The sequence below is a fragment of the Kribbella ginsengisoli genome (genome assembly GCF_039537185.1).
Lineage (GTDB): Bacteria > Actinomycetota > Actinomycetes > Propionibacteriales > Kribbellaceae > Kribbella > Kribbella koreensis.
Genome location: NZ_BAABAA010000004.1, coordinates 25,804 through 44,315 on the forward strand (window position 1 = coordinate 25,804; position 18,512 = coordinate 44,315).

General features: G+C 68.6%; 16 protein-coding genes. 3 read left to right on the forward strand and 13 right to left on the reverse strand.

The window, feature by feature from the left end:
- Positions 1-24 precede the first annotated feature (24 nt).
- The 8 genes from ABD768_RS16545 to ffh all read right to left on the reverse strand — a co-directional run bounded on the left by ABD768_RS16545 (position 25) and on the right by ffh (position 10,545).
- Positions 25-1,152, reverse strand: coding sequence for a S1 family peptidase (locus ABD768_RS16545; RefSeq protein WP_344841452.1), 1,128 nt, complete (start codon positions 1,150-1,152; stop codon positions 25-27).
- A 101-nt stretch (positions 1,153-1,253) separates the two neighbouring features.
- Positions 1,254-1,892, reverse strand: a complete 639-nt coding sequence (locus ABD768_RS16550) for a response regulator (protein ID WP_344841454.1) — start codon at positions 1,890-1,892, stop codon at positions 1,254-1,256.
- A complete protein-coding gene (locus tag ABD768_RS16555) occupies positions 1,883-3,115 on the reverse strand; it encodes a sensor histidine kinase (RefSeq protein ID WP_344841456.1) in 1,233 nt (410 codons plus the stop codon). The genes ABD768_RS16550 and ABD768_RS16555 overlap by 10 nt, the downstream gene beginning before the upstream one ends.
- Before the next feature lie 131 nt (positions 3,116-3,246).
- Positions 3,247-4,638, reverse strand: a complete 1,392-nt coding sequence (locus ABD768_RS16560) for an N-acetylmuramoyl-L-alanine amidase (protein WP_344841458.1) — start codon at positions 4,636-4,638, stop codon at positions 3,247-3,249.
- Between the two features lie 195 nt (positions 4,639-4,833).
- Positions 4,834-5,928, reverse strand: coding sequence for an amidohydrolase family protein (locus ABD768_RS16565; protein ID WP_344841459.1), 1,095 nt, complete (start codon positions 5,926-5,928; stop codon positions 4,834-4,836).
- Positions 5,929-6,000: 72 nt separating this feature from the next.
- On the reverse strand, positions 6,001-7,050 hold the full coding sequence (locus ABD768_RS16570; protein WP_344841461.1) for a lytic transglycosylase domain-containing protein: 1,050 nt from the start codon (positions 7,048-7,050) through the stop codon (positions 6,001-6,003).
- Between the two features lie 405 nt (positions 7,051-7,455).
- Complete coding sequence (locus ABD768_RS16575) at positions 7,456-8,808, reverse strand: lytic transglycosylase domain-containing protein (protein ID WP_343963428.1); 1,353 nt, start codon at positions 8,806-8,808, stop codon at positions 7,456-7,458.
- A 183-nt stretch (positions 8,809-8,991) separates the two neighbouring features.
- Positions 8,992-10,545, reverse strand: coding sequence for a signal recognition particle protein (gene ffh / locus ABD768_RS16580; protein ID WP_344841463.1), 1,554 nt, complete (start codon positions 10,543-10,545; stop codon positions 8,992-8,994).
- Positions 10,546-10,678: 133 nt separating this feature from the next.
- Between ffh and ABD768_RS16585 the strand changes: the two genes are divergently transcribed.
- Both ABD768_RS16585 and ABD768_RS16590 read left to right on the forward strand, forming a co-directional pair.
- Positions 10,679-11,119 carry a hypothetical protein gene (locus tag ABD768_RS16585; RefSeq protein ID WP_343963432.1) on the forward strand — a complete coding sequence of 147 codons (441 nt, stop codon included), beginning with the start codon at positions 10,679-10,681 and terminating at the stop codon, positions 11,117-11,119.
- Between the two features lie 3 nt (positions 11,120-11,122).
- On the forward strand, positions 11,123-12,163 hold the full coding sequence (locus ABD768_RS16590; RefSeq protein WP_344841465.1) for a hypothetical protein: 1,041 nt from the start codon (positions 11,123-11,125) through the stop codon (positions 12,161-12,163).
- Positions 12,164-12,244: 81 nt separating this feature from the next.
- On the opposite strand, the gene ABD768_RS16595 is transcribed toward ABD768_RS16590, so the two are convergent.
- The 5 genes from ABD768_RS16595 to ABD768_RS16615 form a co-directional block, all read right to left on the reverse strand.
- On the reverse strand, positions 12,245-13,186 hold the full coding sequence (locus ABD768_RS16595; protein WP_344841467.1) for an ArsR/SmtB family transcription factor: 942 nt from the start codon (positions 13,184-13,186) through the stop codon (positions 12,245-12,247).
- Between the two features lie 69 nt (positions 13,187-13,255).
- Entirely contained in the window at positions 13,256-14,590 is a 1,335-nt protein-coding gene (locus tag ABD768_RS16600) for a peptidoglycan recognition protein family protein (RefSeq protein ID WP_344841469.1), read from the reverse strand.
- A complete protein-coding gene (locus ABD768_RS16605; RefSeq protein WP_344841471.1) occupies positions 14,590-14,778 on the reverse strand; it encodes a hypothetical protein in 189 nt (62 codons plus the stop codon). The genes ABD768_RS16600 and ABD768_RS16605 overlap by 1 nt, the downstream gene beginning before the upstream one ends.
- Positions 14,779-14,806: 28 nt before the next feature.
- Complete coding sequence (locus ABD768_RS43120) at positions 14,807-16,093, reverse strand: hypothetical protein (protein ID WP_425558430.1); 1,287 nt, start codon at positions 16,091-16,093, stop codon at positions 14,807-14,809.
- Positions 16,094-16,113: 20 nt separating this feature from the next.
- Positions 16,114-17,271: a M23 family metallopeptidase gene (locus ABD768_RS16615; protein ID WP_344841473.1), complete on the reverse strand. Its 1,158-nt coding sequence runs from the start codon at positions 17,269-17,271 to the stop codon at positions 16,114-16,116.
- 344 nt (positions 17,272-17,615) lie between these two features.
- Between ABD768_RS16615 and ABD768_RS16620 the strand changes: the two genes are divergently transcribed.
- Positions 17,616-18,503 (forward strand): arginase family protein, encoded by an 888-nt coding sequence (locus ABD768_RS16620; protein ID WP_344841475.1) that lies wholly within the window; start codon positions 17,616-17,618, stop codon positions 18,501-18,503.
- Positions 18,504-18,512 lie beyond the last annotated feature (9 nt).

Consider the following 18,512-nt stretch of genomic DNA (forward strand, 5'->3'; position numbering starts at 1 on the left):
CTGGGGGTGGGCCCGGCCTTTCTCTTATGCGGTGTGCAGTGTGAGCCCGTACGTGCTCAGGATCTCGTTGACCGGCTGGAACCAGGTCTCACCACCACTGCTGCAGTTGCCCCAGCCGCCAGAGGTCACGCCCTGGGCCTGGTCACCAGTGATGAACGAGCCACCCGAGTCGCCGCCCTCGGCGCACACGTTGGTCTTGGTGGCGCCGTAGAAGAGCTGGCCGTTGCCGTAGTTGACGGTCTCGTTCTTGCCGGTGACCGTGCCGCAGTGCCAGTGGGTGGTCGACCCGCTGCGGCAGACCGACGTACCGATCGGGGCTTCCCAGGAGCCGCGGACCAGGGCATCGCTGACCTGTCCCCAGCCGAGCACTACCGGTACTGTCCACCAGCCACTGTCGATCTGGACCCAGGAGTAGTCGTTGCCGGGGAACGACGCGCCCCGGAAGAAGCCCTGGTTCGACCCGTCCCAGCCCCACGTCCTGGCCCCTACACCAGGCGAGCAGTGGCCGGCCGAGACGAATCCGCCGTACACGGAGAAGCCGATCGAGCAGCGGACGTTGCCGGTGTAGTACGGGTCTCCCCCGACTGTGCCGGCGGCGAAGGTCCGCGGCGCCTGAGCCGCGACCTCCTTGACCGTGACCGCTCCGGCCTTGGCCAGCTTGGCCACGAAGGCGTTAACGGCCTGGGAACGCTTACCTGCTTGGACATTCACGACCACGCTGCCGGTACGAGGGTCGGCGGCCCAACCACTCACTGCGGCCGGGACTGCCTTCCCGGCCAGCTTGTCGACGGCAGCCTTGCGCTGGTCGAGTTGCTTCGCAGTAGCCGGTACTACGGCCACGTCAGCGCCAGTAGCCCGTACTGCGTCTGCTACCGCCGCGCTGGTCACTCCGACGACCAGGCGCTGCCGGGCGGCGTCGTACCAGGTACCACCGAAGGCGGCTCCGGCAGCGCGCTGGGCGATCGGAACGAGCTTGGTGGCTGCTGACTCGGCCTTGAGCCGGTCATTGGCCTGCTGCGCGGTCAGGCCGAGGTCGGCCTGCATGGCAGCCTGCTGCTGAGGTACTGCGAGTGGCTTGTCGGGCGTAGCCAGCGCTTGGGACGGGACAGCCACCGAGCTTGCGACAAGCACGGCGACGGCTAGAACCTTCATCGGACTCTCCTCACCTAGGGGCGGTTCGGTGCGGTGAGAGCGCTCTCGGAACCGAGAGTGTCCTAGTGACTACCACTCGTCAAGACGTTGGCCGAAAGCGGTCAGAGTCCCAGGTGGGCGAGAACGGCGAGGACGCGGCGGTGGCCGGAGTCGGTCGGGGGCAGGTCGAGCTTGAGGAAGACGTTGCCGACGTGCTTGTGGACGGCGCCTTCGCTGATCACCAGCTTCTGCCCGATCGCGGTGTTTCCGAGCCCCTCCGCCATTAGGGCGAGCACCTCGCGTTCGCGCGGCGTCAGGCGCTCCAGCGGGTCGCTGCGCTTCACCATCAGCTGGCTGACGACCTCGGGGTCGAGGACGGTACCGCTGGCAGCGACCCGGCGTACGGCCTCCATGAACTCGTCCACCCGGGAGACCCGGTCCTTGAGCAGGTAGCCGACCCCCTCGCTCCCGGCGGCCAGCAGCTCGGCGGCGTACACCTCCTCGACGTACTGCGAGAAGACGAGCACCGGGAAGCCCGGTCGCAGCCGGCGGGCCTCGATCGCTGCCCGCAAGCCCTCGTCAGTGAAGGTCGGTGGCAGCCGGACGTCGACCACCGCGATGTCCGGTACGTGCTCGGCGACGGCCTTGGCGAACTCGTCCGCGTCACCGGCGACAGCGGCCACCTCGAACCCGGAGTTGCCCAGCAGCAGGCCGAGCCCCTCGGCGAGGATCGGGTTGTCCTCGAGGATCACTACTCGCACGGCAGGATCACCTCGACCGTCGTCGGCCCGCCGATGGGACTCTGCAGTTCGATCTGACCGTCAATGGCTTCCACGCGATGCACCATCCCACGGAGCCCACTCCCCCGGCCCAGCAGGTCGCTCGCCTCGTTGATCCGGGCACCACCGATGCCATCATCCGTGACGGCCAGGTAGAGCTCAGGCCCGCGCCGCTCGAGTAGTACGTCGACATGGCCGGCAGCGGAGTGCTTGGTGATGTTGGTGAGGGATTCGGCGACCACGAAGTACGCAGCGGCCTCTACTGGCGCCGGTACCGTCCCCAGCTCGCCTACGCGCAGCTCGACCGGGATCGGGCTGCGGGCGGAGAGGGCCGAGACAGCACCGGCCAGGCCGCGGTCAGCCAGGATCGGCGGGTACATGGTTCGCAGTACGCCGCGCAGCTCGGTCATTGCCTGCTCTGCTCCATCCCTGGCGTCGTCGAGGATCTTGGCGGCCTTCTCCGGGTCATCCGCCATCGTCTGCTTGGCAATGCCGATCCGCATGGCCAGTGAGACCAACTGCGCCTGCGTACCGTCGTGAAGGTCCCGCTCGATCCGGCGCAGCTCAGCCCCGTGCGAGTCGACCGCACCCGCTCTGGTCCGGGTCAGCTCCTCCACCCGCTGGTTGAGCCTCGCGGTCTCGAGTTCTTGGGCACTGGGGGCCAGCAGGCCGAGTACGGCCTTGGCGTGGCCGCGGGCGGTCGCCGGGGCGACCCAGCCGAGGAAGCCGATCCCGATCAGGATCTGCAGCGGCCCGAAGACCAGCGCCTTCCACCAGGAGTCGATCGGGACACCCAGAATGCTGGAGTCGCCGTCGGCGAACGGCCAGATCACCATACTGATGATCGCCGACGGCACCGAGAAGATCGCGAAGATCGCCACGAAGAACTCGACGATCACCACCGGCGGCATCAGCAGCAGCCGCAGGCTGCGGACGAACGACCTGTCCTTGAACAGGGTCACCACGTCGCCGGCCTGCCGCGGCAGTGCGTCCGGCAAGGGAACGGCGTCCGGCAGCTTGAGGTAGCGTGACGCACGGTACCGCTCGCTGTTGGCCAGCTTGACCAGCCCGGCGGTGGCGTCAGGGATGAACCACCCCAGCAGCAGGCTGATCGGGAGTGCGACCAGCAGCGTGATGCCCTTGAGGTACCGGATGAACAGGTACCCACTGGCCGGGCCACCGCGGGCCAGGATCTTCGAGATCATCACAGGAGCCTTTCCGTCGTCGTCAGTATCGATCCTGACGCAACAGGGCGGCTCACGTCGGTACAGCAGGCTCTACTCTTCACCCGGGTGCCCGGGGCCCACTCAGTGTGGACCCCGGGGCCGGATCGGTGCTACGGACAGACCGGAACGCCGGGGAGCTTCGGGTTCGGGTCCTGGATGTAGATGTTGGACATGTAGCCGCCCTGGTCGCGCAGCTTGGCCCACCAGTTGTTGGTGGTGCCCTCCGCGTTGACCGTGTCGCCCTGCTTCTGGCAGGTGACGAACACCTGGGTCGGGCCGGGCAGCTCGGTGATGATCGAGGCGGTCAGCTTCGGCTCCGTACGGACCCGGACGCCGCTGCCGTAGGTGGTGAAGTTGTACGTCGGCGGGTTCGGGTCGCCGCCGTTCACCAGCTGCATGTAGTAGTCCCAGTTCCAGTTCGGACCGGGGTCCGTGTGGGTCTGGTTGGGCAGCTCGGAGTGACCCTTGATGTGGGCCCGGTCCTTCGGGATGCCCCGGCGCTCGGCGATGTTCCGGGTCACTGCGGCCGACGAGCGGTACATGGCGTCGGTGAACCAGGACGGCTGGTCGACGAAGCCCTCGTGCTCGATGCCGATCGTGTACGGGTTCTCGGTGCCGACGTGCCAGGCGGTGTCCTTCTCGGCCACCATCTGAGTGACCTGCCCGTCGCTGGACCGGATCACGTAGTGCGCGCTCACCTGGGCCGCGGAGTTCTTGAACCAGCTGATCGTGCCGGCGTACGAGCCCTGGGTGACATGGATGACGATGGTCGTGATCGCCTTGGTCCGGCCGACCCGGTAGTTGCAGGTGCAGGCCGCGTTCCAGATTGCGCCCGGGTAGTCGACCGCCTGGATCGACGACGCGCTCTTGGCGCCGAGCGGAGCCACCTTGGCGTAGGCGCCGCGGTCCGGGGTGACCTTCTTGGGCTGCGTGCCGACTGCGCCGACGCCCTCACCGATGATCCGGTAGACCTCGTCGGTGTAGAGGCGGCCGGTCGGGGCATCCGCGGAGTGCGAGTACTTCGCGATGACCGGGTACCACTTGGCCAGGTTGGTGCGGGCATCCCCGCTCAGTCCGGTCTGGTCGGCGTACGAGTCGAGGACGGCGGCGGCGCCGGTGATGTTGGCGGCCGAGTCCTTGGACAGCTGCTCGACCGGCAGGCCGGTCAGCTTGGCAGCCTCGGACAGGGTCCGGTTCTGCGGGTTGCTGGCAAGGTGCATCAGGCCATAGCCGTTGTCCTGGCTGGGCAGGCCATTGTGGCCGTCCAGGTGAGACTCGGCGTAACCGATGCTGACCAGTACCTCGCGCGGTACGTCGTACTTGGTAGCGGCTGCATCGAAGGCCTTCGCCAGGTCACCTGGGATGGCCGAGCCGGTTTGGGGGCTGGCTGGTTCGGGCGCGGTGGCCGCACTGCTGGGGAGCGCGCCACTGAGGGCGATGGCTCCGGCGGCAGCTGCGGCGAGCAGCGCGGTCAGTCTGGGCACTCGGGCGGTCTTACCCATCGGGGTTCGTTCCTTCCCTTGCGACGTCCGTCGCGCCTCCCGCGACGGGCGTCCCACCGAGGGGCGTCGGCGGGTGCGACTCACGGTAGGGCAAAAACTTCCGCAAATGCCAGTAGTTACGTGAATTTTTCCCGTCACAGCATGAAATTATTCGATCACTCAGCTGTTTCGCCGTGATCCTGCCACTTTTAAGGGTCAGGGGCGGTAGACGCGGCCGCGCAGCACGATGCACTCGGGGTGACTGAGGATGGCCGGGTTGACCCGTGGGTCCTCGGCATACACGACCAGGTCGGCCGGATTGCCCGGGCTGAGGTCGGCGGGGGCGCCTAGCCAGGTGCGGGCCGACCAGGAGCCGGCGGCCAGGGCCTGCTCGCCTGAGAGACCGATGGTGGTGAGTGCCTGGATTTCCTGGGCGATCAGGCCATGGCCCAGTACGCCGCCTGCGTCGGTCCCTGCGTAGACGGGGACGCCTGCCTCTACGGCGGAGCGCAGGGTGTCTTGGCGGCGGGCGTAGAGGTCGCGCATGTGGTCGGAGTACACGGGGAACTTGCTGGCAGCCTGGTCGGCGTACTGGGGGAAGTTCTCGAGCTGGATGAGGGTGGGGACGACGGCGACGCCGCGGGCGGCCATGTCGTCGAGCATGTCGGGCAGTAGGCCGGTGCCATGCTCGATGCAGTCGATGCCTGCGGCCAGGAGGTCGGGCAGAGCATGCTCGCCGAACACGTGGGCGGTCACCCGGGCGTTTAGCTCGTGGGCCCGGGTGATGGCGGCAGTGAGCGCCTCCAGCGGCCAGCAGGCGGTCAGATCGCCTGCGTCGCGGTCGATCCAGTCCCCCACCAGCTTGACCCAGCCGTCGCCACGGCGGGCCTCCTGCTCGACGTACGCGACCAGCTCCTCCGGCTCGATCTCCCAGCCGTAGTTGCGGATGTAGCGCTTGGAGCGGGCGATGTGCCGGCCGGCCCGGATGATCTTGGGCAGGTCCTCCCGCTCGTCGATCCAGCGGGTGTCGGAGGCCGAGCCGGCGTCCCGGACCAGCAGGGCGCCTGCGTCGCGGTCGACGACCGCCTGCCGCTCCTGTACGTCCTTGTCGACCGGGCCGTGCGTGTCCAGCCCGATGTGGCAGTGCGCGTCCACCAGGCCGGGCACGATCCAGCCGCCGGTGTGGATGGTGGTGACGTCCGCAGTGGCGGGCCGGTCGACGACCAGCCCGCCACTGAGGTGAAGCTCCTGCTGCTCACCGGCCGGCAGAACCGTGCCGGCGAGCCGTAGTACACCGGTCTCCGTCGTCATACGGCGACCGTAACCGGAACGGCCCCCTGGCGAGCAACTCCGCGCCAGCTAGCGGTGCCGTGCCCAGTGCCGCTAGCCGTGTGAGCCGCTGCCCTGGGTACAAGGCGTGGGGTTCGTCTCGGCCGCACAAGGCGAGCCGGACGGCGTGGGTGTCGGCGTCGGGGTGTCCGTCGGGGTGGGTGTGGGGGTCGGCGTGGGGGTGGGCGTCGGAGTCGGCGTCGGGGTGTCCGAGGTCGGCGGCGGCGTCGGCTTGCCGGTGGGAGTGTGCGTCGGACGGGTCGGGCGACCGGTCGGCGTGCCGATCGGGTCCGGGATCGTCGGCGGCCGGTTCGTCGACACCGGCACACTCGGCTTGGCGGTCGGCGGCACGGTGGTGCTCGGGTCGTCCGGCACCTCCGGCACCTCGCGCGGGTCCACGTTGGTCTCCACGTTGCCGGTCGTCTTGGGCGTGGCCAGTTTGCCGGTGAGGTTCGGCACCAGGACCGCGCTCTTGCTGTAGACGCGCATCCAGCGCAGGACGGTCGCGACGAAGTCCTTGGAGTGCTGGTAACGCAGCAGCGAGGCGACCAGATCGCGCGGGCGCTTCAGGTCGTCGCCCTCGGAGCACAGGTAGACCGCGACGGTGGTGACGGCGTCGTACACGTTGTTCGGGTTACGGAAGCCGTCGCCGTTGCCGTCGGCGCCGAACTCGTTCCAGACGCCCGGGATGATCTGCATCGGGCCGACGGCGCGGTCCCAGACCAGGTCGGCGTCGTACCGGCCCTTGTCGGTGTCCTTGACCCGGCCGGTCCCGCGCTTGCCGTTCAGCACCGGGCCGAGCAGCTTGCCACGGGTGGTGCCGGCCACGTCGACCTTGCCACCGGAGGCGTGGTCGGACTCGACCTTGCCGATCCCGGCCAGCAACGGCCAGGTGAGCCCACAGTTCGGCCGGACCACGGCGAGATTCGCGGTGGCGCGGCGGTAGGCGGGGAAGACCCCGCGGGGGATGCCGTTGACGGCACCGGGACGTCCCGGCCGGACCACGGACCGGCCGTCGGTGGCTCCCTGGACGGGCACGTCGGCCCGGGCAGGTTTGTCAGATCCGATCCGGCCGTCCACTCCTGGACGCTGCGGGACGATCATGGTCAGTTCGTCGAATTCACCGCTGTTCAGTCCGGCTCCGGGCGAAGGAGCGACCGGACTGTCCGCCGCGAGCTGGCCGGAGGCACCGGCTCCGCCCGAAGCGACTGTGACGATCGCCCCTACCAGCAGGGGGGCCGTGCACAGTGAAGCGATGATTATTTTGACCCGACGGTTTCCACTACGGGTTAGGCGCATAGTTCCCCCAACGACCCACGCGCCAGAAAGTTACCGAGGAACGACGGAAAGTTACCTGAGCCGATAGCCCAGCGGTCCGAGATTTGCGCCGAACGGCCGGGCGCCACGCTCAGCAGGGCCCGGTCAGATGCCTCGGATCAGCCCGGGCGATGGGAAATCTTAACGTTCACGACCCGATTTCGGATCTCACAGGCCGGTCAGAGAGCTGTTTCAGGCCGGAGTGGAGCTCAGTGAGGCAGCCGGGGTCGGCGTGTCCGTCTCCTGCGGGGCAGGGGTCGGGGTGTCCGTCGCCTGGGGGGCCGGCGTGGGCGTGCAGGTCGGGTTCGGCTCGGTCGGCGGCGGCGTCGGCTCGTCCGGCTTGCACGGGGTCGGCGTCGGCGTCGGCGTGGGAGTCGGTGTCGGGGTCGGCGTGGGTGTCGGCGTCGGGGTGTCCGTCGGCGGTACCGGTGTCGTCGGCTTGGTGGGCGGCGAGGTCGGTGTCGTCGGGGAGGTCGGCGTCCCTGGCCTGGTCGGCACGGTCGTCGGCCTTCCCGGCGTACCGCCGTTCGGGCCCTTGGTCGGCTGCGTGGTCTTGCTCGGCGTCGGCTTCGGCGTCAGCGTCGGGGTCTTGCTCGGCGTGGTGGCCGGGGTGGTCGGCGGCGTCGTCACCGGCGTGTTCGGCGGCGGCGTCGGGTCGTTCTGCACGTTGCCGTTGTCGTCCGGCGGGCTGATCGGGTCGGTGCTGTCCGGAATGGTCACGGTGGTGTTGCTGTAGGTCTGCATCCAGCGCAGCACGGTGGACACGTAGTCCATCGAGTGGTTGTAGCGCAGTACCGCCTGGACCAGGCCGGCCGGGTCCTTCAGGTTCGCGCCGCCGGCGCAGAGGTAGTCACCGGCCGCGCGGGCCGCGTCGAAGATGTTGTGCGGGTCCTTCACGCCGTCGCCGTTGCCGTCGGCGCCGAAGGACTTCCAGGTGCCCGGGATGAACTGCATCGGGCCGACCGCGCGGTCCCACTTGGCGTCGCCGTCGTACACGCCCTGGTCGGTGTCGGCGATCGCCGCCATCCCCGGGCCGCCGTCGAGCACCGGGCCGAGGATCTTGCCGCGAGTGACGCCGTTGGCGTCGACCCGGCCGCCGCTCGCGTGGGCGGACTCGACCTTGCCGATACCGGCCAGCAGCGGCCAGGTGATCCCACAGTTCGGCTGCGCCACGGCCAGGTCGTTCGCAGCCTTCTGGTACGCCGCCAGCACGGTGCCCGGGATGCCGGACACGTCACCCGTCACGCCGGGAGTCGGCTGCTGGGGACTGTCGACGGCTCCGGTGACCGGTACCTCGATCTGGGACTTCTGCTCGGTCGGGATGCTGCCGTCGACACCGGGGCCGGACGGGAGGTCACCGGCGAGCTCGTCGAAGACCTGGTCCTGGCGCGGCTGACTCAGCGCCTGGGCGTCGACGATGAACGTGTTCGACGTGACCCCACCGGCCACGAACACGACGACCATGGCCGTCGGCGGCGCAATACAGACCCAGACAGCGGTCAGCTTGCCCCGCCACGTGTCCAGGTTCTTGAACTGCTGCCTCATCCGAACCGTCCCTCACGACGTAGTCCGCAGTACCTGAGTGCTTCGGGCGTAGTGACGATCTTAGCGGTCGGTGGGGGTTGGGCAACCGCGGACGAAGGGGCCCGTGTTGCTGCCCGATGGGAGACTTGCGCTCGCCGCCCGATCCGTGTAGTGGGATCGGGCGACTACCTGGGGTAGCCCCGGTCAGTTCCCGCCGAGCATCTTCTTGAGGTCGTCCGGCAGCTCGAAGTCCCCGCCCGTACCACCGCCGCCGAAGGCCGGCGGGAGCTGGCCCGCCGCGGGGGCGGCCGGCTCGCTGGAGCCCTGGTTGGCGCGCTTGGCCGGGTTGCCCGAACCGCGCTTGGGCTTGCTCTTCTTGGCCTGCTGCTTGGCCTTGCGGCCGCCCGCACCGGCTCCCGGCATGCCAGGCATGCCCGGCATTCCCTTGCCGGACGCCATCGCGGACATCATCTTGCGGGCCTCGAAGAACCGCTCGACCAGGCCGCTGACAGTGGCCACCTCGGTACCGGAACCGTTCGCGATCCGGAGCCGGCGGGAGCCGTTGATGATGTTCGGGTCATTGCGCTCGGCCGGTGTCATCGAGTGGATGACCGCCTCGATCCGGTCGATCTCGCGCTCGTCGAAGTTCTCCAGCTGGTCCTTGAACTGGGCCGCGCCGGGCAGCATGCCGAAGATCTTGGTCAGCGGGCCCATCTTGCGGACCGACTGCATCTGGGCGAGGAAGTCGTCCAGGGTGAACTCCTTGCCACCCTTCTTCTGCAGCTTGGCGGCGGTCTTGGCCGCCTCCTCCGCGTCGAACGACTTCTCCGCCTGCTCGATCAGGCTCATCACGTCGCCCATGCCGAGGATGCGCGACGCCATCCGGTCGGGGTGGAAGACGTCGAAGTCCTCGAGCTTCTCGCCGTTGCTGGCGAACATCACCTGGCGGCCGGTGACCTGCGCGATCGACAGCGCGGCACCACCGCGGGCGTCGCCGTCGAGCTTGGACAGCACCACGCCGTCGAAGCCGACGCCGTCCAGGAAGGCCTGCGCGGTGGTGACCGCGTCCTGGCCGATCATCGCGTCGACGACGAACAGGATCTCGTCCGGCGTGACCGCGTCGCGGATGTCCGCGGCCTGCTTCATCAGCTCCTCGTCGACACCCAGCCGGCCGGCCGTGTCGACGATGACGACGCTGTACTGCTTGGTCTTCGCCTCCGCCATCGCCTGCCGGGCGACGTCGACCGGGTCACCGACACCGTTGCCGGGCTCGGGCGCGAACACCGGTACGCCGGCGCGCTCGCCGACCACCTGGAGCTGGGTCACCGCGTTCGGGCGCTGGAGGTCGGCCGCGACCAGCATCGGCGTCTGGTGCTTGGTCTCCTTCAGCCACTTCGCGAGCTTGCCGGCCAGGGTCGTCTTACCGGCACCCTGCAGACCCGCGAGCATGATCACCGTCGGCGGCCGCTTGGCCATCCGCAGCTCACGCGTCTCACCACCGAGGATCGTGACGAGCTCCTCGTTCACGATCTTGATCACCTGCTGCGCCGGGTTCAGCCCGCCGCGCACGTCGGCACCGCTGGCCCGCTCCTTGACCGCCGCGATGAAGTCCTTCACCACCGGCAGCGCGACATCGGCCTCCAGCAACGCGATCCGGATCTCCCGGGCGGTCGCGTCGATGTCGGCGTCGGTCAGCTTGCCCTTGCCGCGCAGATTCTTGAAGGCGGCGGACAGGCGATCAGAAAGCGTGTCGAACACGAGAACACAGTCCGTTTCTTCCGGTGGAGCAGAACGTCACCAGTACCCCCAGGCAACTCCCCGAGTCTACCGGCCCCCCAACCCTGTGGATAACTCCCACCACACCCCCACCCCACTAGCTATCGTCTTCCCCATGCCCCTGGACATCGCCGCCTTCAACTCGGCGTTCTCGCGCGCCCGCCACAAGATCAAGACCGAGCCCGCCACGGACATCGCCGCAGAACAGGCAGCTCTTCGCCAACTGGTGCCCGCCGACGCCTCCGAACACGACCAGTCATGGACCAAGATCCTGATCGACCGCCTGGCCGAGCCGCCCGCACCGCCCCGGCAATGGAGCGATCTCTACCACCAGGCCGGCGAGATCCACGCCTCCGCCTATCCCGACGGCGGCACCGTAGAGCAACAGATCGCGGTCCTGGAAGACGCGCGGCGCCGGATCTGGGAGATCGCCGACCGGGCCGAGCCCGAAGAAGCACCGCACATCCGCGCGATGACCAGAGCCCTGGAGCACATCGAACGCGAGCTGCGCGAGCCGAGCTGGCCAATGCAGGGCCCGCCCGACCAGGATCACTAGTCGATGGACGACGGTGGCCGGCTGGTACCGCGCGACTCCGCCGTCTATCAGGAGTTCGCACGGCTCTACCGGTTGGCGCAGAACCTGCGTCCGACCGGGATCGACCACTGGAGCGGCGACCTGTATGCCACGCCTGGCGGAAGCTGGGGCGGCTACAGCCCTGTCACTGGCGACATCCGCGTATCCGGTCCGGTTGTGCTCCGCCACCTCGTCGATCCGGCATCAACACCCGCGGAGCGTGCCGAAGCATTCGCAACCGTCCTACACGAGGCGACTCACGCGGGGATGGACCTCGACGCACCCAACGAACCGAACGCCGTCCGGACCGTGCATTCACAGGGCGCCGCAGAAGGCTTCGCCGAACTCCGGACCGCTAACGACTTCGAGACGTTCACCGCGAGCGCGGGCCACCCGGAGCTGATTCTCGGCGAGCCGCAATATCCGGGCGCCTTCGCCGCGATGGAAAGCCTCGCCCAGCAGGCGTCCGGCTTGGCGAAGGATCAGGACTCGTTCATCGAGGAAGGTGTCCATGGGCCGGCAGTGATGCATTTCGACCAACTGGCGGACGGGGTGGTCCGGAATCGGCTGGCCGAGGTGGTGCCGTTCCACGAGGACCACCGCCGGGCGGTGCGAGCAGCGTTGATCGCGACGATGGTGCATCCGGGGTGGCCTGTTCTGAAGGACAGCTCTCGCCGTACCGGCGAGAAGGTGGGCGAGGAGATTCGGCAGAAGCTGAATTCGAAGGTTGATGAGATTCGGGGGCATTACCGGTCCGGGCGGGGTGAGGTGTTTCCGGTGGAGGCTCCTAATGCGGAGGTGGGGCGGGAGCGGGGAGCTGGGCGGGCGGACGGGGTGGCGGAGTCGGGGAAGGGTGGGGCTGGGGGTGGGCATCCGGAGATGCGGTTTTTGAGTGGGCAGGCTGCGGCAGCGGGGGCGGTGCGGCGGCAGCCGGTGTTGGGGGATGGGGCTCGGGGGCGGGGAACGCGTGAGGGACACGGGCGTGAGCCGGGGCGGGATGCCGGGCCTGGGAACGGGCGGGGTTGACGGGCGGGGTCGACGGGCTGGGTTGACGCGCTGGGTTGACGAGCCCGGTTGACGGGCGAGCATCCCTGGGCGGCTACTCGGTTACAGGCGTCTGCCGAGGACTGCTGTGCCCAGGATGGTTAGGCGGTGGAAGCCGTTGGCGCCCTGGCGTTGGGTGGTCAGCATGCCGGCTTTTCGTAGTACGCCGATGTGGTGGCTGATGTTGGCGGCCGAGACCCCCAGTTCGTGGGCCAGCTCGGTCGTGGTGCGGCCGACCGCTACCGCCTCCAGGACGGCGGCGCGGGTGTTGCCGACCAGGGCGGCCAGGGAGGCGTCGGCGACGGGAGCGGGTCGGTTGGCCGGGTAGACCAGGACGGGCGGCAGGCCGGTGTCCTTCAAGGTGATCGGTACGTTCTGACAGAAGTACGACGGGATCAGCTCCAGTCCGCGCCCGCCCAGACGCAGGTCCTGGTCGACCGGGTAGTCGATCTCCAGGACCGGTCGACGCCAGACGGCCATCGGGTGCAGCGTGGCCAGCAGGCGGTCGACGCCGTCCAGGTCGAGGATCCGGCGGCGCGCTTCGGCGTCCTCCGCGACGAGCCGGACCACCGCCGGCCACACCGGCCCGAGGGCGGAGTGGTGGTACGCGCGGACAGCCGTCCCGAGCCAGCGAAGCGCCCGCTCATCGCCGTCCGCGACAGCCAGGTTCGCCGCGCCGAGCCGGCGGATGGCGCCCAGCTCGCGCACATCCGCGGCAATCCGCTCGCGCGGCGTGTGCAGGAGCACGGCGACGGCTTCTTCGATCCCCGCCCCTGGCAGGTCGGGGGTGAGGAAGTCCGGCGAGTACCCCCAGGGCCAGGCGAGCTCGACCAGTGGCTCGGCGCCGTACATCCTGCGCGCGGCATCGCGGCGCCACTCGGTGAAGTGGGGCCCGCCGGTGCTCTGCAGGACGTGGAGGCTCAGCAGAGCCTCCCAGAGTGGGTGCGGGGTGTCGCGGATCTGGAGTCGGGCGATGTCGGTGGCGGAGAAGTGGATCCTGAGCATGGGCCCTCCGGGCGGTGAGGTCCGTCGTCGTGGCAAGCCCGGGCGGACCGGACTTGCCACGACCGCGGATCAGGTCTCCAGTGCGATCGAGCGGACGCTGCCGGTCGGGGCCATCTGCAGCCAGCCGCTGTCGGCGCCTTGTTTGGCGAGGAAGTTGCCGGACCCGACGAAGCCGAACCAGCCGTTGCCGCCCAGGGCGATGTCGGACACCTGACCGCCCGACGCCATCGTCTTCCAGCCGCCGAAGATGTCGAACTTGGCCAGGAAGTCGCCGCCCTGGAGCACCCCGATCCAGCCGTCCTTGAGGACGACGCGGGTGGCTCCACCAGGGTTGATCGCTGTCGGCCAGGGCGAGTCGACGCCGTCCTTGACGATCGCCTGGCCGGCCCCGTTGACGAAGGCGAACCGGTTGTTGTCGATGGCGATGTCCTTCAGCCCCGGCGCGTCGGCCATCGTCCGCCAGGACCCCTGGATCCCCGACTTGGCGAGGAACGAGTCGCCTTGCTGGACACCGATCCAGCCACCGCTGAGGACGACCTTGCTCGCGCCACCACCGTTGATCGGGCTCGGCCACGGCGAGCTGACCCCGTCCTTGACGAGGACCTGGCCGGCGGCGTTGACGAACGCGAACCGGTCACCGCTGATCGCGATGTCCCGCATCCCGGCGCCGGCGGCCATCCCCACCCAGTTGCCGAAGATGCCCGACTTCGCCCAGAAGGTGTCGCCGGTCATGATGCCGATCCACTGGCCGCTCAGCACGACCTTGCTCGCGCCGCCGCCGTTGATCGGGTTCTCCCAGGGCGAGTGCGACCCGTCCTTCACGATCACCTGACCGGCGCTGTTGACGAAGGCGAACCGGGAGATCATCCGGGCGGCCACGTCCGCACGCATCTGGTCGAGATCGACGAAGGCCGGGTCGGGCTTGCCCTCGGTACTGGTCTCGCGGTGGCCGCGGGCATACGAGGCGTCCTTGCCGAGCCGCCGCAACACGGCGGCCGTGGCGGTGACGGACGCGCCGTACTGTGCCGGCGTCATCGCCGTGTCGACGCCGTTGTACTCGATCTCCCAGCCGATCAGCATCGCGTTGCCGTTGCCGGCCGGGATTGGCCCACTGCCGCCGGACGGGCCGGCGTGGTTGGCGCTGTTGGCCGAGATGATGTGAAAGACGCCGTTGTAGTCCACCAGGGCGTGGCACAGCGGCCCGGCCAGGTCGGACCGGCCGTTGATGCAGATCCCGAGCGACGGATGCGGGTTGCCGGGACTGGGATTGCCGGCGGTGTGATGCCAGAGCACGCCGATCGGGTCGAAGGCGCCGCCGGTACCGCGGTTGCGCCAGTCACCCTCTTCGACCACGCTGACACCGGCTTCGCGCAGGACGTCGGCGAGCCAGGGAATGGAGGCCATCAGCGGTCCCCTCCGGTGGTGGGTGCGGCGACCAGGTCGGCGAGACACTGGGGCCGCTTGGCAGGTACGGCGGGCGTGGCAGCAGCCGAGCCGGCGGTGGTGATCGCCAGCGCCGCAGTCATGGCGGGGATGGCGGCGAGCACGGTACGCCGGGCGACGCCGCTGGAAGTGTGGGCCGTAGATGTCATGGTCGTTCTCCTCACTGTCGGTGAAAGCTCAGGTTTCGATGGCGATGTCGCGGACCTGGCCGCCGCCGGCCATGGTCAGCCAGCCGTTGTCCGCGCCTTGCTTGGCGAAGAAGCTGCCTGAGCCGATGAATCCGAACCAGCCGCCACGGCCCAAGGCGATATCGGTGACACCGCCGCCATCGGCCAGCGTCTTCCAGGTACCGAAGATGTCGAACTTCGCGAGGAAACTGCCGCCCTGGATCACACCGATCCAGCCGCTCTCCAGCTCCACCCGAGTCGCGCCACCACCATTCAATGCACCGGGCCACGGCGAATCGGCACCGTCCTTGGCAAAGACGAAGCCGGCGCTGTTCACAAAGGCGAACCGGCTACCGTCGATCGCCACGTCGACGACGTCCGGACCACCCGCCATCACCTTCCAGCCGCCGAAGATGCCGAACTTCGCCAGGAATCCACCACCCTGCAAGACCCCGATCCAGCCGTCGTCCAGCACCACCTTGGTGGCGTCACCGCCGTTGATCGGCGTCGACCACGGTGAATCCGCGCCGTCCTTCACCAGCACCTGGCCGGCCGAATTCGCAAAAGCGAACCGATCCCCGTCGATCGCGATATCCCGCATCCCAGCACCCGAAGCCATCAGCTTCCAGGCACCGTTGATCCCGGACTTTGCCCAGAAGGTGTCGCTGGTCATGATGCCGATCCACTGGCCGCTCAACACGACCTTCGACGCGCCTCCGCCGTTCAGCGCACCAGGCCACGGCGAATGCGAGCCGTCCTTCGCGAACACCTGCCCGGCCCCGGAGTTCACGAACGCGAACCGCTGGATCGCGACCTCGGCCATCATCGACCGTGCTTTGCCTTCGGCCGCGTCGTACCGGTCGGGGTGGGCCGAACGCTGCACGTCCTGGGCGATCTGGCCGGCGGTGAAACCGGGGTTGGCTGCCTCGGAGTTCTTGGCGCGGGTGAAGAAGGAGTTCGATGCGAAGCGAACGTCCATGATCTGCGCCGGTGTACCCCAGCCCTGTGACGGGCGCTGCTGGAAGACGCCGAGCGAGTCCTGGTCGCCGCAGTTGAGGTTGTTCATCCGGGACTCGACCCAGCCGGTCTCGAAACCGGCGAGCATGACCTTGTCGGAGACACCGAGTTCGGAACCGACCTGGTAGACGATCTGCGTGACGGCCAGGTCCCGGTCGGGCGGAATGCTCGGGCAGTCCGCCTGGGCAGGCATCGCGGGCACGAGCACCAGCGCGCCGGCCGTCAGGAGCAGGGCGAGCAGGCGGCGCGGACCGCGCCGCAGTGAGCTGAACTTGGACACCGTGGACTCCTTCATGAGAATCACGTTTCGATGGTGATGTCGCGGACCTGGCCGCCACCGGCCATCGACAACCAGCCCGCGTCAGCACCCTGCTTGGCGAAGAAGTCGCCGGAGCCGATGAATCCGAACCAGTCGCCACGGCCCAAAGCGATATCGGTGACGCCACCACCACCGGCCAGCGTCTTCCAGGAACCGAAGATGTCGAACTTCGCCAGGAAACTGCCGCCCTGCAGAACGCCGATCCAGCCGCTCTCCAACTCCACCCGGGTCGCGCCACCACCATTCAGCGCACCCGGCCACGGCGAATCGGCGCCGTCCTTGGCAAACGCGAACCCGGCACTGTTCACAAAAGCGAACCGATTCCCGTCGATCGCCACGTCGATGACGTCCGGACCACCGGCCATCACCTTCCAGCCACCGAAGATGCCGAACTTCGCCAGGAACCCACCGCCCTGCAACAGGCCGATCCAGCCGTCGTCCAGCACCACCTTGGTGGCGTCACCGCCATTGATCGGCGCCGACCACGGTGAATCCGCGCCATCCTTCACCAGCACCTGACCGGCCGAATTCACAAAAGCGAACCGATCCCCGTCAATGGCGATATCGCGCATCCCGGCACCCGAAGCCATCAGCTTCCAAGCACCGTTGATCCCGGACTTCGCCCAGAAGGTGTCGCCGGTCATGATGCCGATCCACTGCCCACTCAGCACGACCTTCGAGGCAGCCCCGCCATTCAGCGCACCGGGCCACGGCGAATGCGACCCGTCCTTCGCGAAAACCTGACCCGCGGAGTTCACAAACGCGAACCGCTGCACCGGACAGTTGCGGCCCACGTGGGTGGTGGGCGTCGGCCGGTACTCCAGCGCCGTACCGTCGAGCACGATCGGCGCCTGTACGCCGTCGGCCAGCTGTTCGTAGTGCAGGTGCGGACCGGTGGAGTTGCCGGTCGAACCGACCAGGCCGAGGCTTTGACCGGCGTCGACCTGCTGTCCGACCGAGACATGGATGGCGCTGAGGTGGGCAACGCGGCTGGACCAGCCGCCCCCGTGCGACAGGACGACCTCGTTGCCGTAGCCGCCGTTGACGCCGGCCGAGACGACCGTTCCGGCGGCGGAGGCGAGTACCGGCGAACCCAGGTCGCCGCCCGGCGCGCCGATGAAGTCGAGGGCGTTCGGCACCTCGGCGGCGTGATGTGAGTAGGAACGGGATTCCCCGCAGTTCCACGGTGCATGGAAGTCCGGACGGGATCCGGCGGCCTGGGCGGGGGTCGGGACGAGGATTGCGGCGAGGCCGAACAACAGAGCAAGTAGCAGTGCGGTGGATCTTCTCCCTGCGACCATGGCGGGCCTTTCAGCTGGGCGAGGCGGCTTGGCACCACAGCAAAACGGAGATCGCCCACCCCACCAAGGCCCTTCGATCCTGATCTAAATCGTCACCGGATCAGCGCCGGCGACGCCGCGGGTGCACCGGAGCCCGGCGTACTTTTGTGGCCTGACACGCACGGACGAGGAGGTGGGCAGTTTTGCCTGACGCGGTCGTATTGGACGGGCCGTCCAACCTGGGGTTGCGGCCACCGGCAGTTGGGACGGTGCCGGGGTGTTACAAGCTGGCCGGAGCGCTGCGGGATCAGGGTTTCCTCGGCCGGATCGGGGCCGGCGATGCGGGCTGCGTGACCCCGCCCCGGTACGACCGAGGGGACTGGAAGCCTGGCGACGGTGTCTTCAACGCGGCCGCGATGGCGAAGTACACGGTGCAGTTGGCTGATCGAATCGGCAAGCTGCTGGACGACGACAAGTTCGTCGTGCTGCTCGGTGGAGAGTGCAGCAATCTGCTCGGGCCGGCCCTCGCGCTCAGACGCCGCGGCCGGTACGGCGTCGTCTATCTCGACGGGCATTCGGACTTCCGTACCGTCGACAACGACGCGTATGTCGGGGCAGCCGGCGGCGAGGCACTCGCCCTGGTGACAGGGCGCGGCCAGGACGATCTCACTGACCTGGAAGGGCTGAAGCCGTACGTCCGCGACACCGACGCCGTGATGCTCGGCTACCGCGAGGACGAGTCGTACCTGGACAGCCTCAAATCGGCCGGCATCCCCGACTGGTCCGCGCTCGCGGTGATCGACAACCCGGCAGCCGCCGCGGCCGGCGTACTGGAACATCTCGAGCGCGACGATCTCGACGGGTTCTGGGTGCATCTCGACGTCGACATTCTCGATGCCGAGGTGATGCCGGCGGTCGACTCGCCCGACCCGGGCGGGCTACAGCACGAGCACCTGAGGCAGTTGCTCCGGCCGATCCTCGCCTCACCCAAATGCGTCGGCTTCGACATCGGCATCTTCGACCCGGACCTCGACCCCGACGGCCGGTACGCCGCCGAGCTCACCGACACCCTGGTCGTCGTACTGACGTAGGAGAACGGC